The sequence below is a fragment of the Actinoplanes subglobosus genome (assembly GCF_042650585.1).
Classification (GTDB): domain Bacteria; phylum Actinomycetota; class Actinomycetes; order Mycobacteriales; family Micromonosporaceae; genus Actinoplanes; species Actinoplanes subglobosus.
Genome location: NZ_JBHSBL010000021.1, coordinates 86198 through 111314 on the forward strand (window position 1 = coordinate 86198; position 25117 = coordinate 111314).

Below are 25117 nucleotides of genomic sequence, written 5' to 3' on the forward strand. Positions count from 1 at the left end.
AACCGGAGGTGGCGAGCCCTCGGCGGCCTTGTCGCCCGATAGAGGTGTTGACCCCCATCTTTGCGTCCGTCAATCCTGTCCCGCGTCGCGAGAGCAGAGGAGACCTGATGGGGCGGGACGGACGCACCAACCGGGGCCGGACCATCCGGAGCCGTATCGTCCGCATGCTGGCGTTGCCGGTCGTGGCCATGATGCTGCTGCTCTCGGTGGTGGTGATCGAGGAGTTCGCCACCTACCGGCTCGCCGCCCGGACCGGGCATGCGATCACCCTCGACCTGGCCGTGCAGGCGCTGGCGCAGGAGGTGCAGACCGAACGTGGGGTCACCGTCGGCCTGCTCGCCGGCAACCAGGACTTCGCCGCCGAGATCGCCCCGGCCCGGCAGCGGGTCGACGCCCAGCGCGCCGCCGTCGAGCGGGTCGTGGACGAACGCGGCGACCTGGACGGACAGGTCACGCTCGCGCTGGAGCAGGCCAAGGCGCTGGCCTCGATCCGTGGCGAGGTGGACGGCGGCGGCGCCGAGCGGACCGAGACCTTCGAGGACTACAACGAGGTCGTCGAAGAGCTGGGCGAGGTCTACTTCGCGCTGGACAACGCGGCCGACGCCACCATGCGTCTGGGCTCCGAGTCACTGGCGATGCTCAACCTGGCCAAGGAGGCGACCGCCCGGCAACGGGCCTTCCTCAACGGCGTCTTCTCGGCCGGCGGGTTCACCGACGGCGAATACCTGCGCTACGTCCAGCTGAGGGCCGATCTGGACGCCGCCTACGCGGAATTCGAGGAGTACGCGACACCGGCCGCCCTCGCCGCCAAGGACCAGTTCCTGGCCAGCGCTCCGGCCAAACGCGCCCAGCAGCTGGAGAACCGGGCCCTGCGCTCCGCCGACGGCAAGGCCCTGCGCGCCGACGCCCAGCTCTGGTGGACCTCGACCGGGCCGGTGCTCGACGACATGACCGCGCTGGCCCGGGCGATCGGGACGAGCCTGGAGACCCGCGCCCAGGAGCTTCTCGACGAGGCGAATCTGCGGCTCGCCGGACTGGCCGCCGTGATCCTGATCTGCGTCGGCATCGCGGTCTACCTGGGTACGGTCGCCGCGCGTTCGATCGCGAACCCGCTGGCCGGACTGGCCGCCGAGGCGAACCGGCTGGCCGGCGAGCGACTGCCGCAGGCCGTGCAACGAGCGGTGTCCGGTGACGCGACCGGGCCACCGGGCTCGGTACAGGTGGCCGACGGCGCCAGCTCCGAGGTGCAGCTCGTGGCGGACGCGTTCGACCGGGTACAGGCGACCGCCTACGCGCTGGCCACCGAGCAGGCCGAGCTGCGCCGGGCAGGCGCCGAGTCGCTCGCCAACCTCGGCCGCCGCAACCAGAACCTGCTGCGCCGTCAGCTCGGCTTCATCACCAAGCTGGAACAGGAGGAGTCCAGCCCCACCGGCCTGGCCAACCTGTTCGAGCTTGACCACCTGGCCACCCGCATGCGCCGCAACGCGGAGAGCCTGCTGGTGCTGGTCGGCGCGGCCAGCCCCCGCCAGTGGTCCCGGCCGTTGCCACTGACCGACGTGATCCGGGCAGCGGTCTCCGAGGTCGAGGAGTACCGGCGGGTCTCGCTGCGCCGGCTCGACGAGGCGATGGTCTCCGGTTCGGCGGCAAGCGGTCTGGCCCACATGCTGGCCGAGCTGATCGAGAACGGTCTCGCCTTCTCCCCGCCGGACCTGGACGTGGAACTGCACGGCCGGATCGTCGACGACGGCTACCTGATCGCGGTCTGTGATCAGGGCGTCGGGATGAACGAGGAGGAACTGGAGGTCGCCAACCAGCGGCTCCGCGGCGAAGGCGACTTCCTCACCGCACCGGCCCGGTTCCTCGGCCACTACGTCGTCGGCCGCCTCGCCGCCGAGATGGGCGTCAGCGTGCAGCTGGCCCGGTCGCCGGTGACCGGGGTGACCGCCCGGGTCTGCCTGCCGGCCGAGATGCTCGCCGCTCCGCCCGCCTCCCTGGAGAGCCCGGCCGGCACTCCGGCGACGAGGGGGCCGGCGGAGCGGCTGCCCGCCGTGGCCGGGCCGCGACCGGTCGAGCTCCCGTCGCTGCGGCCGCCGGAGCCCCGGACGGAGCCGGTCGCGGTGCAGGTCGACTACGTGGTCCTGGACGAGCAGCCCACCGTGCCCGGGCCGCGCCGGCCCGTGGAGAGCGCCGAGCACACCGTCAACGGCCTGCGGCGGCGCACCCCGCGGGCCCAGCGGTCGCAGCTCGACACGACGGCACAGCTCCCGTCGATCAGTGCCGAGCCGACCGTTCCGGTCGCCAGCTCGCCCGAGGCGGTCCGCGACCGGCTGACCGCCCTGCGTTCGGGCCTTCAGCGCGGCGCCGACCGGCATGCGGTGAACCTGTTACAGCCCGAGAGCGAGCTGCCGCCCCGGCCCCGCCACCGGGACCGGAGTTCTGTGAGTGAGGAGATCTCGTGAGCGTCGAGGCCCAGGCCGACCGGCACCAGTTCAACTGGCTTCTCGGCAACTTCGTCCATCAGACCGACGGCGTACGCGACGCCGTCGCGGTCTCCTCGGACGGCCTCCTGATCGCCGCGTCCGACGGTCTGGCCAGGGCCGAGGCCGACCAGCTCGGGGCGATCGTGTCCAGCATGGCCAGCCTGGCCCGCAGCGCGTCGCGCCGTTACGACTTCGACGGCCTGAAACTGATCATGATCGAGATGCTCCGGGGTTTCCTGGTGATCTCGGTGATCCCCGGGGGCAGCTGCCTGGGCGTGGTGGCCTCCGGGGACAGCGATCTCGGCCTGGTCGGGTACGAGATCTCGATGCTCGCCGAACGTTTCGGTGACCTGCTGACGCCGGCCCTGATCGCCGAATCGCGGCAGCAGCTACCGAGATGATGAACCACGACGCCGAGGATCCGGTGGTGCGCCCGTTCATGCTGACCGGCGGGCGCACCCAGCCACTGCACGACGGACTCAGGATCGAGACCCAGCTGTACGCCGCACCGGCCGCCCTGTCCGCGCCCCTGCGTTTCGAGGCCCGGCGGATCGTCGAGCTGTGCCAGCGTCCGATGTCGGTGGCCGATCTGTCGGCGGCGCTGCATGCCCCGCTCGGTGTGGTCCGCGTGATCGTCGCGGACCTGATGACCCAGGGGCTGTTGCGGGCCGGTGAGATGCCCGGCGAACTGACCACCGCGTTGATCGAGAGGATCAGGGATCGTGTTCGGGCGCTCTAGCACGGTGGCGGCACCGTCACCGGTCGCCGTCAAGATCGTCGTCAGTGGCGGTTTCGGGGTGGGTAAGACCACGTTCGTCGGCGCCATCTCGGAGATCGAGCCGCTGGTGACCGAGGCCGAGATGACCGAGAGGTCGATCGGCGTCGACGACACGTCGAGGGTCGCCGCGAAGACGACCACCACGGTGGCCCTGGACTTCGGCCGGATCACCCTGGACGAGTCGCTGCTGCTCTACCTTTTCGGGACGCCGGGCCAGGACCGGTTCGCGTTCCTCTGGGACGACCTGGTGCACGGGGCGCTCGGCGCGATCGTGCTGGTCGACACCCGCCGGATCGAGGACTGCTTCCCGGCCATCGACTACTTCGAGGAGCACGACATCCCGTTCATCATCGGGATCAACGCCTTCGAGGGCGCCCGCCGTTTCGACCCGTCCGAGATCCGCGACGCGCTGGGCGTCGCCGAGGGCATGCCCCTGCTGGAGTGCGACGCCCGCCAGCGTGAATCGGTCAAGACCGTCCTGGTCGCTCTCACCGAACGGGTCCTGGCGCGCCGGCTGGCCCGCCGGTGATCCTCCGACCGGCTGTCACCTTTCGGTGAGGATGCCGTCTTCCTCGACGTATTCGGCGGACGTCTCGGGGCAGACCCAGAGGTTTCCGTCCTTGGCGACCAGCGGCCGGCCGGCCCGGCCGACCCAGCCGACCCGGCGCGCCGGCACACCGACGACCAGGGCGAAGTCGGGGACGTCCTTGGTCACGACGGCGCCGGCGGCGACCAGCGCCCACCGGCCGACGGTGACCGGCGCGACGCAGACGGCGCGGGCACCGATCGCGGCGCCGGCACCGATGGTGACGCCGACGGCGGTCCAGTCGTCGCCGGTCTTGAGCCGGCCGTCGGGGGTGACGGCGCGCGGGTACTCGTCGTTGGTGAGGACGGCGGCCGGGCCGATGAAGACGCCGTCGCCGAGGCGGGCCGGCTCGTAGACGAGCGCGTGGTTCTGCAGCTTCACGTTGTCGCCGATGACCACGCCGGGACCGACGTAGGCACCACGGCCGACGTTGCAGTCGGTGCCGAGGGTGGCGTTCTCCCGGATCTGGGCGAGATGCCAGATACGCGTACCGGCGCCGATGGAGGCCCGCTCGTCCACATCGGCGGTCGGGGCGACATTGACGGTCATGTGGAGCCTTCCGGAAGATCGGCGAGAATCGGGCACAGGCTAGCTGCTGAGACTCCGAACCGATGTCAGCAAAACGACGTTCCCGGCCGAACTGACCGTTGGGCTGCGTGATCGCTGACCGACAGGCGTACCCCGATCAGCCGAAGGGTCGCGATGACCCCGCAGCTCCGTCGGAAATCCATTCACTGACTGGCGCTCGGTTGCGGCGGATCGATAGCTTTCCGGGCGGACTGCGTCGGCACCGTCCGTCCACTCTGCGCGGACGCGTTCCCGCCCAATCTCCGACGAAACGGATGCTCGTGACTTCTCCGCTCCCCGCTCCCATCGGTGTGGCCGTCGTCGGCGCCGGTTACTGGGGCCCCAACCTCGTCCGCAACTTCCAGAGCAGCCCCAACTTCCGGCTGCGCTGGCTCTGTGACCTCGACGTCGAGCGGGCCCAGCGGGTCCTCGGCGGCTACTCGACGGTCCAGGTCTCCGCCGACCTCGACGAGGTCCTCGCCGACCCGTCGGTGGACGCCGTGGCGATCGCCACACCAGCGGGCACGCACCTGCCGGTGGCGATGGCCGCGCTGCGCGCCGGCAAGCACGTGCTGGTCGAGAAGCCCCTCGCGGCCACCCACGAGGAGGGCCTGCTGCTGGTCGAGGAGGCCGACAAGCGCGGCCTCACGCTGATGTGCGACCACACCTACTGCTACACCCCCGCGGTGCTCCGGATCCGCGATCTGCTCGCCGCGGGCGAGCTGGGCGAGCTGCACTTCCTGGATTCGGTACGGATCAACCTGGGCCTGGTCCAGCGGGACATCGACGTGATCTGGGACCTGGCGCCGCACGACCTGTCGATCCTCGACTTCGTGCTGCCGCCGTCGGTGCGCCCGGTCGCGGTCGCCGCGCACGGGGCCGACGGCATCGGCGCCGGCCGGGCCTGCGTGGCGTATCTCACGCTGCAGCTGAACACCGGGGCGATCGCCCACATCCACGTGAACTGGCTCTCCCCGGTGAAGGTGCGCACCGCGATCTTCGGCGGGTCGAAGCGGACCCTGGTGTGGGACGACCTGAACCCGAGCCAGCGGCTGTCGATCTACGACCGTGGTGTCGACGTGGCCTCCCCGGAGGAGCTCGGCGACGAGCAGCGGCGCGACATCCTGGTGTCCTACCGGTCCGGCGACGTGGTCTCCCCGGCACTCACCGAGCGTGAGGCGCTGCGGACCATGGTCGACGAGTACGCGCGGGCCATCACCACCGGCACCCCGGCCCTCACCGACGGCCGGTCCGGTCTCCGGGTCCTGGAGATCCTCCAGGCCGCCTCGCGTAGCCTCGCCGAGGGCGGAACCATGATCAAGCTGAACGAAGGGCACACAGCGTGACTGGCGTAGCGATCGAGGGCTCGAAAGCCCTGGTCACCGGCGGGGCGGGCACCATCGGCTCGCATGTCGTCGACGAGCTCGTGCGCGGCGGGGCCGCGGAGATCGTCGTCCTCGACAACTTCGTGCGCGGCCGGCGCGACAACCTGGCCTGGGCGCTGTCGCAGGGCGACTCGGTGAAGCTCGTCGAGGGTGACATCCGCGACCGGGAGCTGGTGCGGTCGCTCACCGAGGGTAAGGATCTGGTCTTCCACCTGGCCGCGATCCGCATCACCCAGTGCGCGGAGGAGCCCCGGCTGGCCAACGAGGTGCTGGTCGACGGCACCTTCAACGTGATCGAGGCGGCGGCCGAGGCCGGTGTGAAGAAGGTCGTCGCGTCGTCGTCGGCGTCGGTCTACGGCCTGGCCGAGGAGTTCCCGACCACCGAGCGGCACCACCCGTACAACAACGACACGTTCTACGGCGCGGCCAAGGCGTTCAACGAGGCCACGCTGCGCAGCTTCAAGGCGATGAAGGACCTGGACTACGTCGCCCTGCGGTACTTCAACGTGTACGGCCCGCGGATGGACATCTTCGGCCTCTACACCGAGGTGCTGATCCGCTGGATGGAGCGCATCGAGTCGGGCACTCCCCCGCTGATCCTCGGCGACGGCCTGGCGACCATGGACTTCGTGCACGTGGCCGACATCGCCCGCGCCAACATCCTGGCGGCGAAGGCGGACGTCACCGACGAGGTGTTCAACATCGCGGCCAGCGAGGAGACCAGCCTCAAGGACCTGGCCGCCGCGCTCAGCGCCGTGATGAAGTCGGACCTGGTCCCGGAGCACGGCCCGGCCCGCGCGGTCAACGGTGTCACCCGGCGTCTGGCCGACATCTCCCAGGCGGAGAAGAAGCTCGGCTGGAAGCCCGAGCTCAGCCTGCACGAGGGCCTCCAGGGCCTGGTCGACTGGTGGCGGTCGTCCAAGTGATCCCCGTGATGATCCCCGACCTCGGGGAAGAGGAAGCGCAGGCCGCGGCCGAGGCGATCCGATCCGGCTGGGTCGCTCAGGGCCCGCGGGTCGCGAAGTTCGAGCAGGAGTTCGCGACCGTGGTCGGTGCCGGTCACGGTGTCGCCGTGTCGTCCTGCACGACCGGTCTGCACCTGGCGCTGGTGCTGCTCGACATCAAGCCCGGCGACGAGGTCATCGTGCCGTCGCTGTCGTTCATCGCCACCGCCAACGCGGTCCGCTACGTGGGCGCCACGCCGGTCTTCGCCGACGTGGAGCTGGCCACCGGCAACCTCACCGTGGAGACGGTCGACGCGGTGCGTACCGAGCGGACCCGTGCGGTCATCGCGGTGCACCAGGGCGGTGTGCCGTTCGACACGGCGGCGCTGCGCAAGGCCGCCGACGGCTGGGGCGTCGGGCTGGTCGAGGACGCCGCGTGCGCGGCGGGCTCGACGGCGTACGGCGCACCGGCCGGCACCGGAGCCCGGGTCGCCGCGTGGTCGTTCCACCCGCGCAAGCTCATCACCACCGGTGAGGGCGGCATGGTCACGGTCGACGACCCGGCGTCCGCCACCCGGCTCAAGCGTCTGCGTGAGCACGGCATGAACGTCTCCGCGGCCGACCGGCACGCCAGCAAGCAGCCGGTTCTCGAGGCCTACCTGGAGACCGCCTACAACTACCGGATGACCGACATCCAGGCCGCCGTCGGTCTGGTGCAGCTCGGCAAGCTGGCCGGTCTGGTGGCGCAGCGGCGGCAGTTCGCGGCCCGCTACCAGGAGCTGTTGTCGGACATCGACGGGCTCGTCCCGGTCCGTGACCCGGCTTACGGCCAGACCAACTACCAGTCGTTCTGGGTGCTGCTCGACGGCTTCCGGGCGAGCCGGGACGAGGTCCTGACCGAACTGGCCGCGCGCGGCGTCTCGGCGCGGCGCGGCATCATGGCGGCCCACCTGGAGCCGGCCTACGCGGACATGACGGCCGGCCCGCTGCCGGTCACCGAGCGGATCACGCGCGAGTCGCTGATCCTGCCGCTGCACCACAAGCTCACCGAAGCAGACCAGGACCACATCATCGGCGTGCTGCGCGAGCTGGCCACCCGGTGAAAGACCTGGTCATCGTCGGGGCGGGCGGGTTCGCCCGGGAGACGGCCGCGGCCGCTCTCGCGGGCGGCCGGCGGGTCCTCGGGTTCGTCGACGACAACCCGGACCTGCACGGAACCGTCCGCTCCGGCCTGCCCATCCTCGGCCCGGTGGACAGTGTGATCGGGTTCGAGGCCGACGTCGTGGTGTGCGTCGGCAACCCGCGCAACTACACCGTGCGGCAGCAGATCGTGGAACGGCTGGGCCTCGACCCCGCCCGGTACGCCACGGTCGTACACCCGTCGGTGTCGATCGGGGCGGGCAGCAGCGTCGGCGAGGGCACCGTGCTGCTGGCCGGCACCGTGCTGACCGCCGACGTGACGGTGGGGGCGCACGTGGCGGTCATGCCGCAGGTCGTGCTCACCCACGACGACCTGGTGGGTTCCTACGCCACCGTCGCCTCCGGGGTCCGGCTCGGCGGCGGGGCGGTCCTCGAGACCGGCGCGTACGTCGGTTCCGGCGCGATGATCCGCGAGGGTGTCACGGTCGGTGCCTGGGCGCTGGTCGGGATGGGCTCGGTCGTCCTGCGCGACGTCCCGTCCGGCGAGATCTGGGCCGGCAGCCCGGCCCGCTTCCTGAAGAACGTCCCGACCGTCCCGTCCGTCCTGGAAAGGCAGACCCCATGACCCGCATCCCGCTCGTCGACCTCGCCGCCGCCCACGCGGAGGTGGCCGAGGAGGTCGAGGCCGGCTTCAAGCGCATCATCGCCGACACGGCCTTCATCGGCGGTGCCGAGGTGGCCGCGTTCGAGAGCGAGTACGCGGCGTTCTCCGGGCTGCCGCACGCCGTCGGTGTCGCCAACGGCACCGACGCGCTGGAGCTGGCGTTCAAGGCCGTCGGTGTCGGGCCGGGCACCGAGGTGATCCTGCCGGCGAACACCTTCATCGCCACGGCTGAGGCGGTCGCCCGTACCGGCGCCCAGGTCGTCCTGGTGGACTGCGACCCGCGGACCTATCTGATCGACGTGGAGGCCGCGCTCGCCGCGATCACCCCGCGCACCCGGGCGATCGCGCCCGTGCACCTCTACGGCCAGCTCGCGCCGGTCGACCAGCTCAAGGCCGGTCTCGCCGGCCGGGACATCGTCATCGTCGAGGACGCCGCCCAGTCGCAGGGCGCCACCCGCCACGGCCTCGGCTCGGGCGTCGACGGTATCGCCGCGACCAGTTTCTACCCGGGCAAGAACCTGGGCGCCTACGGTGACGCCGGCGCGGTCACCACCGCCGTCGAGGAGTGGGCCACCACGGTCCGTACCCTCGGCAGCCACGGTGGCCTGCGCAAGTACCACCACGACCTGGTCGGGGTGAACAGCCGCCTCGACGGCCTGCAGGCGGTCGTGCTGCGGGCCAAGCTGGCCCGCCTGGCCGGCTGGAACGAGCAGCGCCGTGCCGCCGCCGCCCGCTACGACGAGCTGCTGACCGGCTTCGAGCAGGTGGTACGCCCGGTGACGCTGGACGGCAACGTGCACGTGTGGCACATCTACTGCGTCCGTGTCCCGAACCGGGACGAGGTGCTGGCCAAGCTGAACGCGGCCGGTGTCGGCGCGGCCATCCACTACCCGATCCCGGTGCACCGGACCGGCGCCTTTGCTTCACTGGGCGGGTCGTTCCCGAACGCGGAGGCGTCCGCCCCGGAGATCCTGTCCCTTCCGATCTACCCGCAGATCACCCCGGACCAGCAGGCTCGGGTGGCCGAAGAGCTCGGCAAGGCACTCGCCTCCTGAACAGATAGGTAACACCGTGTACGTGACGCTGCGCGACCGTCCCGGATCCGACGAACCAGCCGGGGCGGGCCGCGCCGTCAAACGGGTCTCGTCCACCGTGCTGCTCCTCGGTGTGGTGAGCCTGTTGACCGATGTCTCGTCGGAGATGGTGGCGTCGGTCCTCCCGCTCTATCTCACCGCGGCGGTCGGGCTCAGTCCGGTCGCCTACGGGTTCCTGGACGGCATGTACCAGGGAGTCAGTGCTTTCCTGCGGATCGCCGGCGGCTATGCCGGCGACCGCGGCGGGCAGCCCAAGTGGGTCGCGGTGCTCGGGTACGGCGCGTCCGCGCTCAGCCGGATAGCGATGCTCGTGGCCACCGGCTTCGCCGCCATCACCGCCGTCGTGACCGTCGACCGGCTCGGCAAGGGGCTCCGCACCGCGCCCCGGGACGCGCTGATCGCCGAGGCGTCCGACCCGAAGATGCTCGGCCGCGCGTTCGGCGTGCACCGCACCCTGGACACCATCGGTGCCGCGATCGGCCCGCTGGTCGCGTTCGCGCTGCTGGCCGCCGTGCCGGGCAGCTACGACTCGATCTGGGTCGTCTCGTTCGCGTTCGCCATCATCGGTGTGGCCGTTCTGGTGCTGTTCGTGCCGAACCTGCGCACCGCCACCGGAACCGCCCGGATCGGGCTGCGGCGTGCCTTCCGGGCCGTCGGTGGCCGCTCGCTGCGCCGTCCGTTGCTCGCCGCCGGGGTGCTGGGTCTGCTGACGGTCGGGGACGGCTTCCTCTACCTGTCCCTCCAGGAACGCGACGACTTCGCCGCCGTCTACTTCCCCCTGCTCTATGTGGGTACGAACATCGCGTACCTGGCGCTGGCCGTGCCGATGGGCCGGCTCGCCGACCGGGTCGGGCGGGCCCGGGTCCTGGTCGCCGGGCACGGCGCGCTACTGGCCTGTTACCTGCTCGCGGCGCTGCCGACCGGCGGGATCGGTCTCACCCTCGCCGTCCTGATGCTGCTCGGCGTCTTCTACGCGGCGACCGACGGGGTCCTGCCGGCCCTGGTCAGCCGTCTGGTCCCGGACGAGGCGCGGGGCAGCGGCATCGCGGCGGCACAGACCGTGGTGGCGCTGGCCCGATTCTGCTCCTCGCTCGCGTTCGGCCTGCTCTGGAGCCTGCAGGGGCCGTCCTGGTCGCTGCTGCTCTTCGCCGGGCTACTGTTCATCGCGGTGCCGGGCGTCGCCTGGCTGCTGCGTGGCATCGACAGGGCCGACAAGGCCGAGGAGACCGTGTGAGCCCCAAGGCACGTCTCGCCCTGCTCGCGGCGATCCTGGTGGTCGCGCTGGCCGGGTCGATCGGCTTCGTCTGGAACGTGCGGCGCGACCAGGCGGCGAGCCTGGCCGCGGCGCCCGCCGTCTCGGCCGGCGGCGACGTCACCCTGCTGCGGTCCCAGCCGCACATGGTCTTCCGGAGTACCGCTCTCGGGCAGGGATACGGGCAGGTCGCCGTGGTCCCGCTGAGCGACCCGGCCGGGCCGCGGGCGTTCACCACGGCGTCCTGCGAGCGGGTGTACGCGACGGCGGCCGACGCCATCTGTCTCTCGGCGGACCGGGGCATCGTGACGACGTACAAGGCGCAGCTGCTGGACACGTCGTGGGCGCCGGTGCGGGACCTGCCGCTGACCGGGCTGCCCAGCCGGGCCAGGCTGTCGCGGGACGGGTCGCTGGTCGCCACGACGACGTTCGTCTTCGGCGACTCCTACGCCAACCCGGGGCAGTTCTCCACCCGCACCCTGGTGACCCGCACCGACGGCGAGGTGGTCGGGGACATCGAGAAGTTCACGCTCTCCGTCGACGGCAAGGTGATCACGGCGGCCGACAAGAACCTGTGGGGTGTCACGTTCCTCGACGACGACGCGTTCTACGTGACCGCGTCGTCGGGCGGGAAGACCTGGCTGGCCGAGGGGAGCCTGTCCGCGCGGACCGTGAAGTCGATCCGGAGTGACGTGGAGTGCCCGTCGCTGTCGCCGGACCGGACACGGGTGGCGTTCAAGAAGCACGGGGATCTGTCACCGGGCAAGTGGCGGCTTGCGGTCTACGACCTGCGCAGCGGGCAGGAGACCGTCCTGTCCGAGACCCGCAGCGTGGACGACCAGGTCGAATGGCTCGACGACAGCACCGTGATCTACGGGCTGCCGCGCGACGACGAGACCTCGGCCTCCAGCGATGTGTGGGCGGTGCCGGCCGACGGAACGGGCGAGCCGAAGGTGCTCGTCAGCGACGCCTGGTCGCCCGCCGTCGTCCGTTAGCCGACCGGGGGTGCGGCGACGGCCTTGCCGTCGTCCCACCTGTTGTCCTGCCAGGCGTTGCCCGAGCCACCCGAGTCGTACGAGGTGACCGCCCCGAACGTGGCGCACTTACCGGTGCCGCCGCGCTGGAAGACGTTGTCCTCGATGACGATCCGCTGCGTCTGGGTGCCGAACTTCTTGTTCTTGTCGTATCCGGCGTAGAGGCAGTACGACATCTCGTCCGAGGCGACGAACAGGTTGCCCTGGACGGTGTAGTCGCTGTTGGGGCCGAAGTCGCCGAAGATCGACGCGTTGGCGGTGCATCCGCCGCCGGCGCTGTTGGTGGGCCGGTCGCAGGCGAGCGTGTTGCCGATCAGCTTGATGTTGCTGCCGCCGTTGGACAGGAAGGCGTTGAGGTGCCAGTCCTCGCCCTCGGGCACGAACTGGCCGTGCAGGTACGAGTCCTGGATCAGGCAGTTCAGGTAGCAGTTGACACTGCTCTGCCCGCCGGAGATGTCCGAGCGCAGCACGGTGAGGTTCTCGAAGCCGACGGTGTGCAGATATGCCTCGCCGCCGTCGATGTCGGAGTCCTCGATCAGCAGCGAGTTGTCCTTGCCCTCGACCTTGACCGTGCCGGTGACCTTACTGTTGCGGATCACCACGTCGGACGCCTGCACCACCAGCGGGCAGCTGATGTCCCGCGCCTCGATGACGGTGCCGGAGTCCTTGATGGTGCACGGCCCGTCGTAGGCGCTCAGCGCCGTCCCGTCCAGCACCCCGGTCGACGCCGCGTCGGGGAACGCGTCCGGTTTCTTCCGGGTGTTGGTGAAGTGGGGGCTGGTGTCCCCGCTCGGGGAACTGTCCACATACCACCACGCAGCAGCGCCCACGGCCACGACGGCCGTGAGCGCTGCCAGCAGTGACTTCTTCCCGCGCACGGGCGTGTCAGCTCCGCTTGTCTGCCACGAACGCGGTGAGGCTGCCGAGGGTCTCGAACACCTCGGCGGTCACGTCCTCGTCGTCCACGGCGATGCCGAAACGCTCCTCGAGCGAGGCGACCAGCTCCAGTACGGCCATCGAGTCCAGCTCCGGCAGGTTGCCGAGCAGCTCCGTGTCGGCGCCGATCGAAGCGGCACGGTCCTGGATGCTGAGCGTGTCGACGAGAACCGCCTTCACCTCGTCGAGCAGGGTCGAGCTGTTCAGGTCCATCGTTGTTCCTCCGTAGTTCTGTGGATCAGACGAGCATTTCGGCGGCGGCCGGGTGGCTCAGGAAAGCCGTCGGGCTCGCCGTGAGGCCGTAGGCGCCGGCCTGGAAGATGACGATCAGGTCGCCGACGTCGGCGCGGGGCAGGGTGACGTCGTTGCCGAGCAGGTCCAGCGGGGTGCACAGCGAGCCGACCACCGACACCGTCTCGACCGGCTCCTCGCCGAACCGGGTGCCGACCGCGAGCGGGTAGTTGCGGCGGATCACCTGGCCGAAGTTGCCGGAGGCGGCGAGCTGGTGGTGCAGGCCACCGTCCACGACCAGGAACGTCTTGCCGCGCGACTCCTTGCGGTCGACGACGCGGGTGACGTAGACGCCGGACTCGCCGACGATGTACCGGCCCAGCTCCACCACCACGCGGGCCTCGGGCAGGTTCGGGCGGAGCCGGTCGTTCAGCAGCGTGGCGAGGTTGTCACCGACCGGGCCGAGGTCCAGTGGCTGGTCCTTGTCGGTGTACGGGATGCCGAAGCCGCCGCCGAGGTTGACGTAGCGCACCGGGGTCGCGGCGGCCTCGGCCAGCCGCAGCACCAGGTCGACGGTGTGCCGCTGCGCGTCGATCAGGCTCTCCGCCCGCAGGTTCTGCGAGCCGGCGAAGACGTGGAAGCCGAGGAACTCCAGGTCCGCGTCGGCGAGCCGCTTGAGCAGGTCGGGCACCCGCTCGGCGTCGACGCCGAACTGCTGGGGGCCACCGCCCATCCGCATGCCCGAGCCCTTGAGGCTGAAGTCCGGGTTGACCCGCACCGCGACCCGCGGCCGGACGCCGACCGACTCACCGATCCGGGTCGCCCGGTCGGCCTCGTTCTCCGACTCCACCTCGATGGTGACGCCCGCGGCCACCGCCTGCCGCAGCTCGGCGTCGGTCTTCCCGGGGCCGGCGAAGCTGATCCGGTGGGCGGGCACCGTGGTGTCCAGCGCCACCAGCATCTCGGCCGACGATGCCACGTCGAACGAATCGACCAGGCCGCTCAGGTGCTGCACGACCGCCGGCATCGGGTTGGCCTTGACCGCGTAGCTGAGGTTCAGGCCCGCCGGCAGGGTCTCCCGCAGCAGCCGGATGCGGTCGGTGAGCAGCTGCCGGTCGTACGCGAAGTACGGGGTGCTGCCGGCCCGATCGGCCAGCCGGTCGACGGGGACGCCACCGACGGTCAGCCGGCCGTCCCGGCGTCCGAAGGCGGCGACGGTGGGATGCTCGGTCACGAGTTCAGCTCCTGGCGGATGAGGTTGCGGTCGTACTTGCCGTTGGGCGAGCGGGGCAGCTCGGGGCGTACCTCGATACGCTTGGGCAGCATGTAGATCGGCAGCTCCTGCTTGAACCGGTCGAGCAGGACGGCCTCGTCGATCTCGGCGCCCTCGTTCGGGCTGACCACCAGCACGATCAGGTGGCCCAGCTTGGGGTCGGGCAGGCCGAGGGCCACGGCGTCGCGGACCAGGCCGGTGCCGTAGGCCACCTCTTCGATCTCGGTGGGGCTCACCCGGTAACCGGACGTCTTGATCATCTCGTCGGTGCGGCCGACGAAGTAGAGGAAGCCCTCCTCGTCGCGGACCACCGTGTCACCGGACCAGACCGCAAGCTCCGGGGCGAGGGCGCCCTCCCGGGCCGGCAGCGGCTTGAACCGCTCGGCGGTCCGCTCCGGGTCGTTCCAGTAGCCGAGCGCGACGAGGGCGCCGCGGTGCACCAGCTCGCCCTCCTCGCCCGCCGCACAGGGTGTGCCGTCCGGGCGGACGACCAGGATCTCCGCGTTCGGGATCGCCTTGCCGATCGAGTCGGGGCGGCGGTCGACCTCGGACGGGTCGAGGTAGGTGGACCGGAACGCCTCGGTCAGCCCGTACATCAGGAACGGCCGGGCGGCCGGGAAGGTCTCGCGCAGGCGGTCGAGGGTGGTCCGGGGCATCCGGCCGCCGGTGTTCGCGAAGTACCGCAGCGAGGCGGTCGCCTCCGGCGTCCATTTCTGCTCGACCAGCTGCAACCACAGCGGCGGCACACAGGTCAGGCCGGTGACACCGTGCCGGGCGCAGAGTTTCACCACCTCGCTCGGCAGCAGGTAGTTCATCAGCACGAGGTGCGCACCGACGGCGAAGGCCGTGGTGATCTGGCTGAAACCGGCGTCGAAGCTGAGCGGGAGGACGGAGAGGATCACGTCGTCGGCGTCGTTGGCCAGGTAGGAGCTGACGCTCTCCGCACCGACGATGAGGTTGCGGTGCGAGAGCACGACGCCCTTGGGACGCCCGGTACTGCCCGAGGTGTAGAGGATCGCCGCCACGTCGGCGTCGATGCCGCCCGCGTCCGGCGACGCGGTCCCGGGGGTGGCCAGCGACTCCCAGCCGGAGACGGCGTAACGGGCACCGGCCGGTGTCTCCGCGACCGCGCCGACCAGGACGACGTGCTCGACCGACTTGAGGTTCTCCAGCTCGTCACGCAGCAGCTGGAACCGGTCCGGGGTGGTGATCAGGACTCGGGCGTCGCAGTCGGCGACGACGTGCCCCACCTGCCGCTGACGCAGCACCGGGTTGATCGGCACGAAGACGCCGCCGGCCGCCGACGTCCCGAAGATCGCGGCGACCGTCTCGATGCGCTTGTCCAGCCACACCGCGACCCGGTCGCCCCGCTCCACACCGAGACCACGCAGACCGCGTGCCACGTCGAGGACACGGTCCCGGAGCCCGGCGTACGTCAGCGTCTGGTCCTTGAAGGTGAGGGCGGCGGAGTCCGGACGACGTCCGGCGGCGTCGAGGAGCAGGTCGTGAAGACGGACGCGCATGTGCGATTGCTTCTTCCTTGTGACGGGCACCGGCGAGGTCACCAGCTGAGGCAGACGAGTTCGCTGTAGAGGTAGTCGACGTCCTGGTCGGCGACGGCGTCACCGAGGACCATCTTGCGGCGCGGGTTGGCCAGCAGCCGGCCGCCGGGCAGCAGCCCGCCGGTGACCCGTGGCTCGGCCAGCGTGGCCGGCACACCGTGGCGCAACAGGTGCCGGGAGACCTGACGGAACATGCGCCGGAAGAGCTCCGGATCGCTCACGTACAGAATCGAGGCGAACAGAGGCAGGCCCTTGCGGCGGTCCTTGCGGAAGATCACGTAGCAGGTCTCGTCACCGCGGGTGAGCAGCAGGTGACGGGCCGCCGCGAGGCCGGCATGATCCTGGAAGATCTGCGCCTGGACGCCGGTGAGGGTGCGCTCGATCACCTGACGGTCGCCGGTCACCGAGCCCGAGCCCGGCAGCGACGGCCACGGCGCGTTCGGTACGAGCTGGGTGGCGGTGTCGAGGAAACGGAAACCCCGCCGGGTGTTGAGCGGCACCACGTTGCCACTCGGCGACAGATCGGTGTAGACGTCGCATTTCTGATCCAGCAGGGCCTTCAGCAGTTTGAGGCTGTGGAACCGCTGCTCGGGCAGGACGCACCAGGCGCCGAGGTTGCAGAAACGCAGAGTCCGGTCGCCGATCACCCGGTCCGAGTAGAAGGCGAGGTACGCCCCGAGGACGTTCCCGTCGTCGTCGCGCAGGTGGAATCCGTGGTTCGGGGCATCCACCTTCCACGGCACATCGACCGCCCGCGCCCACGCCTCCGGGGAGACGTTCTCGTTCAGATTCCGGTGCAGGAAGGCCGCCACCTCGGGCACGTCCGAGCCGGTGATGGCGCTGACCCGAACTCCCATCTAGCTCGCCGCTCCGACCGGCCGACAAGGCCGTCCGGGGGTGGAATTCATGTCTGTGCCCTTCCGGTTGCGTGGTCGCGCCGACCATACCGTGACCGTGCCGCGGAGCCCGTCGCTGTGCCAGCTTTCCGTCACTCCGGATCGTCGATACGACCACTCCGGAGGGTCTGGCACCGGACGAACGGATGATGGCCGTGGGCCACTCGGCGCCCCGCCCCGGATGAACCGCAAGTCCTCCACTTCGGATGAGATGTCACCCGATTCGCCGGGATCGGCAGAATTGCCAGCAAATATGATTCCGGCGCCTCCCGGTCCGATTCCCGGCACTCCCTTAAGCACGGCGGCCGGGGGCCTGCTGCCACCGCCCCGCATCTTCTAGGATGCTCGGGTCGTCCTATGCAGAAGCACTCTCGATGAGCGCCCTGGAATTGGGCACATCATGAGGAGATCGCAGTAGATGAAACATCGCCGTAAATTCCGGCCGAAGGCGCTCGCACCCGTTCTTGCGACGGTTTTCGTCGTCCTTTCCGCCACCGGCGCCTTCGTTTTTCAGTCGTACCTGAAGAACGGCGAGCCGAATCGCGCGGCCGACGCGGTCGCCGACGGGCGGATCCCGGAGTCGGATCAGCTGACCCAGCCCTCGCTGGGGCCGTCGGCGCTGTCCGTCTCGGCGAGCCCGTCGGTGTCCGCCCCGGTGTCCCCGTCACCCAGCGCGTCCAGCGCCAAGCCGTCGTCCTCCGCGACCACCAAGGCCGCGAGCAGCGGCGGCGGCAGCTGCGCCCTGCCCCGCTACCCCACGGCGGCCTGCACGGGCGTTCCGGCCGGATGGAAGCCGAAGAAGACCGTCAACGGCAGCCTGACCATCACGAAGGCCGGCACGGTGGTCAAGGACCAGCTGGTGACCGGCAGCATCCTGGTCAAGGCGGCCGACGTCACGATCAGCAACAGCCGGGTGTACGGCTCGATCGACAACTTCCACGGCAACGTCGTCTACGGGCACCTGACCATCAAGGACACCGAGGTCGTCAACCCGCCCGGCCAGCAGTACTCGGAGAACGACCAGTACGCCTTCGGCGTCGCCGACTACACCTGCCTGCGCTGCAAGGTGATCAACCGGATGGAGGGCTGGCGGGTCGGCGCCTCCGACTACAGCGGCGCCGGCAACGTCCTCATCCAGGACTCGTTCGCCCAGCTCGCGGTACCGCCGGGAATGTGCGCGTCGGACGACCCGCACGGTGACGGCATCCAGGCGTACGGCGGGCCGAAGGTCACCATCCGGCACAACACGATCGACCAGCGGCTCGACGACTGCCCGACCGCTCCGATCTTCATCCCGGACCAGGGCAACGCGGGCGCGACGGTGCAGGACAATCTGCTCGCCGGCGGCGGATACGCGCTCCGGCTGACCGGCGGCGACTTCCCCTCGGTGACCGGCAACAAAATCGTGCAGGGCAGTTTCGGGTACGGCCCGGTCGAGCTTTCCTGCGGGCTCATCGACAACTTCAGCGGAAATGCCACCGTCACTTATGACTGGTCGTCCGGAAAGGTGACCGGTCAGGTGAAAACCATTAACGAATGTTGATCGAACAGCACGCGAGAGGGGCTTCGGGCCCCTCTCGCGTCTGTGGTGAACCTTAAGTCTGGCTTAAATCGGGCTCATCCCCCGGCGGGAACACCCGCCGAGCGCAGCTCCCGGAGCACGTGCCGGAGCCGGTAGCCGAGCAGAGCCATGACACCCAGCGTGACCGTCCCGGACACCAGGAGAATCACCAGATCGGGCCAGCCCGTACGGGTCACGGCCACCGCCACCCCGGCGACGACCAGACCGCCCAGCAACGCCGGTGCGACCCGGGACAGCAGTGTGCCCAGGGACACCCCGGTACGGTGCAGGTCGATCAGGTAGAGCGGCAGCACCACCACCAGGGCCACCCCGAACTGGACCGCCGCGGACGCCCACAGGCCCCCGTGCACGGCAGCCAGGTAGAGGGCCGGCAGGAGCGCCACGAACCACACGGTCTGGACGACCAGGACCACGCGGGTGCTCGCCAGGACGACGAAGTAGTCGTAGAACAGCTCGAACAGGATCCGCAGCGCGGCCAGCAGGCCCAGCCACACCAGAACGGTCGACGCCGGGTCCCAGACGTCGCCGTAGAGGAACCGGATCAGCGGCCCGGCGGCACCGGACAGCAGCAGGCAGGCCGGCAGAGCGATCACCGCGAGCAACCCGGCCGCCGACAGGAACGCCGACCGCATCGCCGGACGGTCGTGCTGCAGGCGGGCCAGAGCGGCCGGGACCACGGCCCGGACCGGCTGGGAGAAGATGGTGATCGGCCAGTTCGCCAGGTTCAGCGCCAGCATGTAATAGCCCAGCGCGGTCGGCCCGAGCACGGCGCCGACCACGATCCGGTCGACGTTCGTCGTCGCGAACACGATGATGCTCGACCCCGCCAGCGGCAGGCCGAACCTCAGCAGCGCCCGCGCCTTCTCCCGGTTGAAGCCGAAACGCAGGCCCCGCGGCGCGTAGGCGAAGAACAGGATCGCACCGGCGAACGACCCGCTCAACTGACCGACCGCGAGACTCATCGCACCCGCGCCGGACAGCGCGAACCCGATCGACACCAGCGCGCTCGTCCAGTTGGTGACCAGGTCGGCGACGGTCTTCTGCTTCTGCTTGAAGGCGCGTTGCAACAGGCCCACCGGGGTGGCCACGAGACCGCTGATGATCACGCTGAGCGCGAGCACCCGGATCACCGGGATCGAGCTCTCGTCACCGAGCGCGGCCGCGAACGCCGGGGCACCGAACCAGCAGGCCACGTACACCAGCACGCTGGACAGGACGGACAGGGTGGCGACCGTCGGCGCGATCTCCTCGGGGTCGTCCGGCCACCGCACGATGGCCAGGCTCACCCCCAGCTCGTTGAAGCTCAGCACGGCGGTCAGCACCACCAGGGCGACAGCGAACGTGCCGAACTCCTCCGGCCCCAGGATCCGGGCGAGGGCGATACCGATGACGAGGGTGCTCAGCCGGCTCAGCAGGGTGCTGGCCAGACTCCAGCCCAGCGCCCGGGACGCCTTCTGGAAGAGCGCCGGCTCCTCGGGCGGGGCGGCGGGCGGCTCCTGGACGCTCATCCGAGCAACCGCCGCACCCGGCGCCGCGCACCATCGGAGAGCAGGTCGGCGACCGCCTTGTGGCCGGCCACCCGGGCACCCTCGCTCAGGCGACGAGCGGTCGGCACCGGGTGGGCGAGCGCACGTTCGTACACCTGATTGAGGGTCTTGGCGGCCGCCTTGAGGCTGAACCGGTCCAGGACCGTCTGCCGTCCCCACCGGCCCCGCTCGGCGCGCAGCGCCGGATCGTCGACGAGCGTGCGCAACGCGGCGGCCAGCGGCGCCGCGTCGATGTCCCCGTCGCCGATGCCGTAGAAGCCCTCCCGCAGGAAGTGCTCGGCCGTCTGCGGCCCGGCGGGCAGGAAGAACCCGCGGATGCCGAGGACCACGAGCGGCTGGGCGAAGGCCATCGCCCGGAGCGCCGAGCCGCCCATCCCGACCATCAGATCGGCGGCCGCGTAGGCCGGGCGCGGGTCGTCCATCGACCCGGCCATGATCACCGCGGTCCGGCCGAGCGCGGTGTTGACCCGGGCCGCCTCGGCCGCAACGTCGCCGAACGACGGCCCGTCACCGACCACCAGGAAACGCACCCGCGGATCGCCGAGGAGTTCGACGGCCCGGATCGTACGCAGGATGCCCTCGGCCTTCATGTCCGGCTCCAGCCGGGAGACGACGCCGATCAGGATCTCGTCGGGGCTCACGCCGTGCAGCGCCCGGAAGGCCGGGCCGTCGACGGCGGACGGATCGTCGGAGTCGGTGTTGACCGGCGGCTCGATGAGCGTGGGACGGGCACGGAACGCGGCGGCCTCGTCCACGAGCTGCTGGGTGCCGACGATGATCTCGCCGTAGCGGGGCATCCACCGGGGCACCCGCATCCCGTAGATGGTGGTCACCACCGGGAGACCGCGCCGGACATGCGCGCCGTAGAACGCATCGAGCCCGACCGAGAACTCGTAGACGTGCAGCAGGTCGGCCCGGAACTCACGGGCCGCACGGGCCAGTGCCCGGGACAACGCCGGCCGGGCGGGCATCGTCCGGCCCAGCCGCTCGGCCGAGTGCCGCTGCGCGATCAGCGGCAGGCCGTTGGCGCGGACCATGTCCGCCATCGGACCGGGCCGATCGGTGTAGTTGCCGAACACGGCGACGTCATGCCCGTAGTCGCGCATGCTGACGGCGAGGTCGAGTGCGTTGAGCTGACTCCCGCCGAGTTCCAGATGATGCAGGCCGACGATCAGTCGCACCCTGTCTCCCCCAGTCGGTTGCGATCCGGCGGACGGTCCGCCGAGGTAGTGGTGCCCGGGCGCGGCCGTGGCGCGGACGGCATCCGCCATCCGCGCCACGATCGGATCACCCATGGGTCAGTTGGGTGCGAACACCACGTCGACCCAGAAATTGACGGTCGTCGACGATCCTGGCATCACGCCGCCCGTCCCGTAACGGTAGGCCCCGCCGTTGCCCGGCACCGTCAGATCCGAGACCGTACGGGTGTCCGCAAGGCCACCCCCGGTCACGGCGTAATGACCGGCCGGCGCGTGGTAGGAGACCACGTACTGGTAGCCCGCGATGACCGATACCGGCTCGTCGAACAGGGCGGTCTGCCAGCCCGACTCGGTCTCGTTCTGGAAGGTCACGGTGGCCACCTCGATGCCACCGGGCGACCAGAGCGTGCCCTTGTGCGTGCCGGTGTTGCCGGCCCCCTTGTAGAACCGGATCCCGTGGACCTTGCCGTCCACCGCGGGAACCACCTTCATACCAACCTCGACCGCATCGGAGTCGTCCCAGCCGGCGGTGGCGGGAGTGTCCGTGTCGGCGAAGACGCCGTAGGTGGTCGCCGGCGTCGGCGTGCTGGGCGACGGGCTCGTGCTCGGTGACGTCGACGGGCTGCCGCTCGGCTCGGCACTGGGCGAGGCCGAGGGGCTCTCCGGCACCGATGGCGACGGGGACGGAGACGGCGAGGTCACACTGGGCGACGGCGAGGCCGACGTCGTGCTCGGCGACGGCGTCACCGGGACATCGGTGTCGCTCACGAACAGCGGGTCGACCCAGTAGTTCGTCGCGTTGTACGACTGCGACGGGAACTCGCTGTCGCCGTACCGGTAGACGCCGTTGTTACCACCCGCGGCGCTCAGCGGCCCCCGGGTGATCGGCTCGGCGAAGTACGCGCCGTCGAAGGCGTAGTTGCCGTTCGGGGCGAAGTACGACGCGACGTAGGTGGTCCCGGCGACGATGTCGGCCGGCTGCTCGAAGTAGGCGGTCCGCCAGCCGGTCTCCGTCGAGTTCGGCACCACGGCCGAGTCGACCTTGGAGCCGTTCGCCTGCCACAGGCTCACCTGGTGCGTACCGGTGTTGCCCGGGCCCTGGTAGAACCGGATGCCGACCAGCTCACCGTCGGTGCTGGCCTGGAACTTGACGCCGAGCTCCACCTTGTCGGGGTCGACGACGGCCACGGTCGTCGGCACCGCGTCGGTCGGGAACAGCGAGTGCACCGTGCCGTCGATGGCCGTGGAGAACGACCAGGTGGTGCCGCCCGAGCGGTCGTCCGCGTCGGAGGCCGCGACGGTCGCGGTGTAGGTCGTCGACGCGGCCAGCGGCTGAGCCGGGGTGAACGTCACCTTCTTCTCGGTGCTGTTGTACGCCGCGGTCCCGGTGACCGCGGTGCCGCCGGCCGGAGTGAGGGTGAACTCGATCGACGACGGCTTGAGCGCCTTGGAGAAGACCGCCGTCGGCGCGACGGCCGTCGGCACCGCGCCGGCCGCGTCGACCGGGGTGGTGCTGGTGACCGTCGGAGGCAGATCGCCGCTGACCCCGAAGGTGACGTCGACGTAGTAGTTGGCGGAATCGAACGATTCCTCCGGGAACCCTCCGCCGTTGGCGTACTTGAACAGGCCGTTGCCGGCCGAGCTCGTCGCACGCAGGGCGGTCAGCGGGCCGTTCACCCAGTTCTGCGTCAGGAACCAGCTGTCGGCGGCGTAGTTACCGCTCGGCGCGTAGTAGGAGGCGACGTACGTCGTACCCCCGTCGACCTTGACCGGGGAGGAGAAGGTCAGGGTCTGCCAGCCGGAGGCCGTCTCGTCCTGGAAGGTTCCGGTCCGCAGACGGGTGCCGTTGGCGCTCCAGAGCGAGCCGGTGTGCGTCCCGGTGTTGCCCTCGCCCTTGTAGAAGCGGATGCCGGTGATGTAACCGTCGACCGCGGGCTTGACCCGCACGCCCAGCTCGACCGGGCTGCCGTCGGCGACCGCGGGGGTCTGCGGCACCCGGTTGCCGAACAGCGTGTTCGCACCGGAGAGCGCGAACTCGCGAACGGCCGGCGACTGGCCCAGGTTGGCGCTGTCATCGGCGGCCCGGACCCGCACGGCCTGGCTGCTCAGACCGGCCGCGTAGAACTTGTACGACCAGTTCGCGGTACCGGTGGCGGGGTGCCACGTCGCGCCGTCGTCGGTGGAGACCTCGACACCGGCGACCTGTCCGCCGACGTCGGCGGCGGTGCCCTGGAGGGTCACCTGGCTGCCCCGCGCCACCTTGGTCCCGGCGGCCGGGGAGGTGATCTCCACGGTCGGCGCGGTGTCGTCGGTGGAGGCGGTCGCCGCGTGCAGGCCGCCCATCAGCGAGGCCGGCTGCACGCCCATGTCGGCGAAGAGGTTGATCACCGACTGCTGCATGCGGCTGTCGGTCGGGGTCGGCTCACCGTCGTGGACCTCGTCGAGACCCCACGTGTACTGGATGCTGCCGGCGCTGAAGACCAGGGCGCCACTGGCGGCCCGGTAGAGGGTCAGGTGGTGGGTGGTCTCGCCCTCGGACACCTTGTTGCCCCAGCCGTCCTGCACCAGCTGCGGAACCTGGCCGGTGGTGGTCGACAGGCGGATCAGGCCCTGCGGGCGGAAGCCGTTGTCGACGTCCTCGTCGGACTCGTAGCCGACGGTGTGCGGCGACAGCGCGACCGACTGCCCGTCCGGGATCTCGGTGAGGTTCGTGTGCCGCCAGAGACGGTATTTACCCTCGTCGGACTTGACGGTCACCGCGAGATCGCCGTCGTTGACCATGTACATGGTCCCCTGCAGCTCGTTCTCCGGGCGGTTGCCGTCCGACGGCGGGCTGAACCGGGGGTCACGCCAGGTGCCGGTCCATTCCTCGGACGGGTCGATCTTCGCGTTGGCCCAGGTCTCCTTGTAGGTGACCACGGTCCGGTACGGGGTGTCCGAGCCGTCCTTGCTCGGCTCGTACCGCGTCTTCCAGTAGATCGAGTTACCGCTGAAGAAGCCGAGGTGGGTGCCGGAGTCGCGGGCCGCCTCGACGTTCTCGCGCTGCTTCTCCGACCAGTACTCGTCGTGGCCGACGGAGAGGAAGATCCGGTGGTTCTTGATCAGCTCACCACGGCGGTCGCTGTCGACGTCCGTGGTGTAGCTGACGTCGTACCCGTTGCGCTCCAGGAAGCGGATCATCGGGTACTCGGCGCCGAACAGGAAGTCGCGCCGCTCGACGCTGGCCCGGTCCGCGAACGGCCGGTTGTAGCTCAGCTTGTACGCCCGGCCGTTGGCCGCGCCGGTGTAGAAGCTGGAGCCGCCGTACGCGTTGTAGGCGTGCCACGTCGAGTCGGAGGTCTGGTAGAAGACGTCCGAGGTGCTGGCGTCCTGCCGGACGATGAAGGTGATGTGGCTGGAGCCACCGGTGTCGCCCCGGACGAGACGGGCGAGGTACACACCGGAGACGGCGTTCGCCGGCACGTCCCAGCCGGCCGACACACCCCAGTTGCCGCAGTCGTACAGCTCGGTCGCCGTCTCGGTGATGCAGTCGGGCTGCGTCTGCGGGAGGGTGGCCGACGGGGTCACGTCGTCGACCTTGCGGGCGCCGTCGCCGTCGTACCACCCGAGGCGGTAGATCTCGATGTCGTAGTCGGAGGCCGTTGACTTGATCTTGAAGTCGATCCGCTGACCGGCGTTCACACTGATGTCGGTCGCGAAACCCTGCAGGGTCGGGTCGCCCGCGCCGTCGATGTCCCACACCGACTTGGGCGTTCCGTCCTTGCTGTTCTCGCAGACGATCGGGTTGTTGCCGGGGTCGCAGGGATCAGCCTGCGCCACTCCCGGCAGCACGACGATGCCCGTTGCCACCACGACGGCGGCTCCCCCCAGAGCCGCCGTGAGGCGCCGCTTCGACCAGGCTTTCCGGTCGGGCGCCAAGTAGGCCACGAACAACGCCTTCCAGTTCCTCAAGACGTCTGCCCCCTTT

General features: G+C 70.4%; 21 protein-coding genes. 12 read left to right on the forward strand and 9 right to left on the reverse strand.

Annotated elements, in window-relative coordinates; all coding sequences use genetic code 11:
* Positions 1-107 precede the first annotated feature (107 nt).
* Genes ACFO0C_RS32435 through ACFO0C_RS32450 form a run of 4 tightly spaced genes read left to right on the forward strand, consistent with a single transcriptional unit; the run spans position 108 to position 3787 of the window.
* Complete coding sequence (locus ACFO0C_RS32435) at positions 108-2459, forward strand: sensor histidine kinase (protein WP_378070552.1); 2352 nt, start codon at positions 108-110, stop codon at positions 2457-2459.
* Positions 2456-2881, forward strand: coding sequence for a roadblock/LC7 domain-containing protein (locus ACFO0C_RS32440; protein WP_109592918.1), 426 nt, complete (start codon positions 2456-2458; stop codon positions 2879-2881). Before ACFO0C_RS32435 ends, ACFO0C_RS32440 begins: the two co-directional genes overlap by 4 nt.
* Entirely contained in the window at positions 2881-3219 is a 339-nt protein-coding gene (locus ACFO0C_RS32445; protein ID WP_378070765.1) for a DUF742 domain-containing protein, read from the forward strand. The genes ACFO0C_RS32440 and ACFO0C_RS32445 overlap by 1 nt, the downstream gene beginning before the upstream one ends.
* Positions 3200-3787, forward strand: a complete 588-nt coding sequence (locus ACFO0C_RS32450) for a GTP-binding protein (protein WP_378070766.1) — start codon at positions 3200-3202, stop codon at positions 3785-3787. Before ACFO0C_RS32445 ends, ACFO0C_RS32450 begins: the two co-directional genes overlap by 20 nt.
* Positions 3788-3802: 15 nt before the next feature.
* Here the strand turns inward: ACFO0C_RS32450 and ACFO0C_RS32455 are convergent, their stop codons facing one another.
* The gene (locus tag ACFO0C_RS32455) at positions 3803-4393 is read right to left on the reverse strand and encodes an acyltransferase (protein WP_378070553.1); all 591 of its coding nucleotides are present in this window, start codon (positions 4391-4393) and stop codon (positions 3803-3805) included.
* Positions 4394-4692: 299 nt separating this feature from the next.
* Here ACFO0C_RS32455 and ACFO0C_RS32460 point away from each other — a divergent pair, with 299 nt between their 5' ends.
* Genes ACFO0C_RS32460 through ACFO0C_RS32490 form a run of 7 tightly spaced genes read left to right on the forward strand, consistent with a single transcriptional unit; the run spans position 4693 to position 11885 of the window.
* Positions 4693-5757 carry a Gfo/Idh/MocA family protein gene (locus ACFO0C_RS32460; RefSeq protein ID WP_378070554.1) on the forward strand — a complete coding sequence of 355 codons (1065 nt, stop codon included), beginning with the start codon at positions 4693-4695 and terminating at the stop codon, positions 5755-5757.
* Positions 5754-6722: an NAD-dependent epimerase/dehydratase family protein gene (locus ACFO0C_RS32465; RefSeq protein ID WP_378070555.1), complete on the forward strand. Its 969-nt coding sequence runs from the start codon at positions 5754-5756 to the stop codon at positions 6720-6722. Before ACFO0C_RS32460 ends, ACFO0C_RS32465 begins: the two co-directional genes overlap by 4 nt.
* Positions 6723-6730: 8 nt before the next feature.
* Positions 6731-7843, forward strand: a complete 1113-nt coding sequence (locus ACFO0C_RS32470) for a DegT/DnrJ/EryC1/StrS family aminotransferase (protein ID WP_378070556.1) — start codon at positions 6731-6733, stop codon at positions 7841-7843.
* Entirely contained in the window at positions 7840-8505 is a 666-nt protein-coding gene (locus tag ACFO0C_RS32475) for an acetyltransferase (protein ID WP_378070557.1), read from the forward strand. Before ACFO0C_RS32470 ends, ACFO0C_RS32475 begins: the two co-directional genes overlap by 4 nt.
* Positions 8502-9599, forward strand: a complete 1098-nt coding sequence (locus ACFO0C_RS32480; RefSeq protein WP_378070558.1) for a DegT/DnrJ/EryC1/StrS family aminotransferase — start codon at positions 8502-8504, stop codon at positions 9597-9599. Before ACFO0C_RS32475 ends, ACFO0C_RS32480 begins: the two co-directional genes overlap by 4 nt.
* A 22-nt stretch (positions 9600-9621) precedes the next feature.
* Positions 9622-10872 (forward strand): MFS transporter, encoded by a 1251-nt coding sequence (locus tag ACFO0C_RS32485; protein WP_378070559.1) that lies wholly within the window; start codon positions 9622-9624, stop codon positions 10870-10872.
* On the forward strand, positions 10869-11885 hold the full coding sequence (locus tag ACFO0C_RS32490; RefSeq protein WP_378070560.1) for a hypothetical protein: 1017 nt from the start codon (positions 10869-10871) through the stop codon (positions 11883-11885). Before ACFO0C_RS32485 ends, ACFO0C_RS32490 begins: the two co-directional genes overlap by 4 nt.
* Here ACFO0C_RS32490 and ACFO0C_RS32495 read toward each other — a convergent pair.
* Genes ACFO0C_RS32495 through ACFO0C_RS32515 form a run of 5 tightly spaced genes read right to left on the reverse strand, consistent with a single transcriptional unit; the run spans position 11882 to position 16783 of the window.
* On the reverse strand, positions 11882-12802 hold the full coding sequence (locus tag ACFO0C_RS32495; RefSeq protein ID WP_378070561.1) for a hypothetical protein: 921 nt from the start codon (positions 12800-12802) through the stop codon (positions 11882-11884). The genes ACFO0C_RS32490 and ACFO0C_RS32495 overlap by 4 nt on opposite strands.
* A 7-nt stretch (positions 12803-12809) precedes the next feature.
* Positions 12810-13073 (reverse strand): acyl carrier protein, encoded by a 264-nt coding sequence (locus ACFO0C_RS32500; RefSeq protein WP_378070562.1) that lies wholly within the window; start codon positions 13071-13073, stop codon positions 12810-12812.
* 25 nt (positions 13074-13098) lie between these two features.
* Positions 13099-14325, reverse strand: a complete 1227-nt coding sequence (locus ACFO0C_RS32505) for a pyridoxal-dependent decarboxylase, exosortase A system-associated (RefSeq protein WP_378070563.1) — start codon at positions 14323-14325, stop codon at positions 13099-13101.
* The gene (locus tag ACFO0C_RS32510) at positions 14322-15887 is read right to left on the reverse strand and encodes an acyl-CoA ligase (AMP-forming), exosortase A system-associated (RefSeq protein WP_378070564.1); all 1566 of its coding nucleotides are present in this window, start codon (positions 15885-15887) and stop codon (positions 14322-14324) included. Before ACFO0C_RS32510 ends, ACFO0C_RS32505 begins: the two co-directional genes overlap by 4 nt.
* A 38-nt stretch (positions 15888-15925) precedes the next feature.
* Entirely contained in the window at positions 15926-16783 is an 858-nt protein-coding gene (locus ACFO0C_RS32515) for a hypothetical protein (RefSeq protein WP_378070565.1), read from the reverse strand.
* Between the two features lie 457 nt (positions 16784-17240).
* On the opposite strand from ACFO0C_RS32515, the gene ACFO0C_RS32520 reads away from it, so the two are divergent.
* Positions 17241-18365 carry a hypothetical protein gene (locus ACFO0C_RS32520; protein WP_378070566.1) on the forward strand — a complete coding sequence of 375 codons (1125 nt, stop codon included), beginning with the start codon at positions 17241-17243 and terminating at the stop codon, positions 18363-18365.
* A gap of 74 nt (positions 18366-18439) precedes the next feature.
* Here ACFO0C_RS32520 and ACFO0C_RS32525 read toward each other — a convergent pair whose 3' ends face one another.
* From ACFO0C_RS32525 to ACFO0C_RS32535, 3 genes are all read right to left on the reverse strand, one after another.
* A complete protein-coding gene (locus ACFO0C_RS32525; RefSeq protein WP_378070567.1) occupies positions 18440-19912 on the reverse strand; it encodes a lipopolysaccharide biosynthesis protein in 1473 nt (490 codons plus the stop codon).
* Positions 19909-21132, reverse strand: coding sequence for a glycosyltransferase family 4 protein (locus ACFO0C_RS32530; RefSeq protein WP_378070568.1), 1224 nt, complete (start codon positions 21130-21132; stop codon positions 19909-19911). Before ACFO0C_RS32530 ends, ACFO0C_RS32525 begins: the two co-directional genes overlap by 4 nt.
* Positions 21133-21249: 117 nt before the next feature.
* Positions 21250-25101 (reverse strand): DUF4082 domain-containing protein, encoded by a 3852-nt coding sequence (locus ACFO0C_RS32535; RefSeq protein ID WP_378070569.1) that lies wholly within the window; start codon positions 25099-25101, stop codon positions 21250-21252.
* Positions 25102-25117 lie beyond the last annotated feature (16 nt).

Excerpts from the sequence above, each read along its gene's own strand:
- ACFO0C_RS32435 (WP_378070552.1), top strand. The coding sequence starts at position 108 with ATGGGGCGGGACGGACGCACCAACCGGGGCCGGACCATCCGGAGCCGT.
- ACFO0C_RS32445 (WP_378070765.1), top strand. The coding sequence starts at position 2,881 with ATGAACCACGACGCCGAGGATCCGGTGGTGCGCCCGTTCATGCTGACC.
- ACFO0C_RS32455 (WP_378070553.1), bottom strand. The coding sequence starts at position 4,393 with ATGACCGTCAATGTCGCCCCGACCGCCGATGTGGACGAGCGGGCCTCC.
- ACFO0C_RS32470 (WP_378070556.1), top strand. The coding sequence starts at position 6,731 with ATGATCCCCGACCTCGGGGAAGAGGAAGCGCAGGCCGCGGCCGAGGCG.
- ACFO0C_RS32480 (WP_378070558.1), top strand. The coding sequence starts at position 8,502 with ATGACCCGCATCCCGCTCGTCGACCTCGCCGCCGCCCACGCGGAGGTG.
- ACFO0C_RS32500 (WP_378070562.1), bottom strand. The coding sequence starts at position 13,073 with ATGGACCTGAACAGCTCGACCCTGCTCGACGAGGTGAAGGCGGTTCTC.
- ACFO0C_RS32510 (WP_378070564.1), bottom strand. The coding sequence starts at position 15,887 with ATGCGCGTCCGTCTTCACGACCTGCTCCTCGACGCCGCCGGACGTCGT.
- ACFO0C_RS32515 (WP_378070565.1), bottom strand. The coding sequence starts at position 16,783 with ATGGGAGTTCGGGTCAGCGCCATCACCGGCTCGGACGTGCCCGAGGTG.
- ACFO0C_RS32520 (WP_378070566.1), top strand. The coding sequence starts at position 17,241 with ATGAAACATCGCCGTAAATTCCGGCCGAAGGCGCTCGCACCCGTTCTT.
- ACFO0C_RS32525 (WP_378070567.1), bottom strand. The coding sequence starts at position 19,912 with ATGAGCGTCCAGGAGCCGCCCGCCGCCCCGCCCGAGGAGCCGGCGCTC.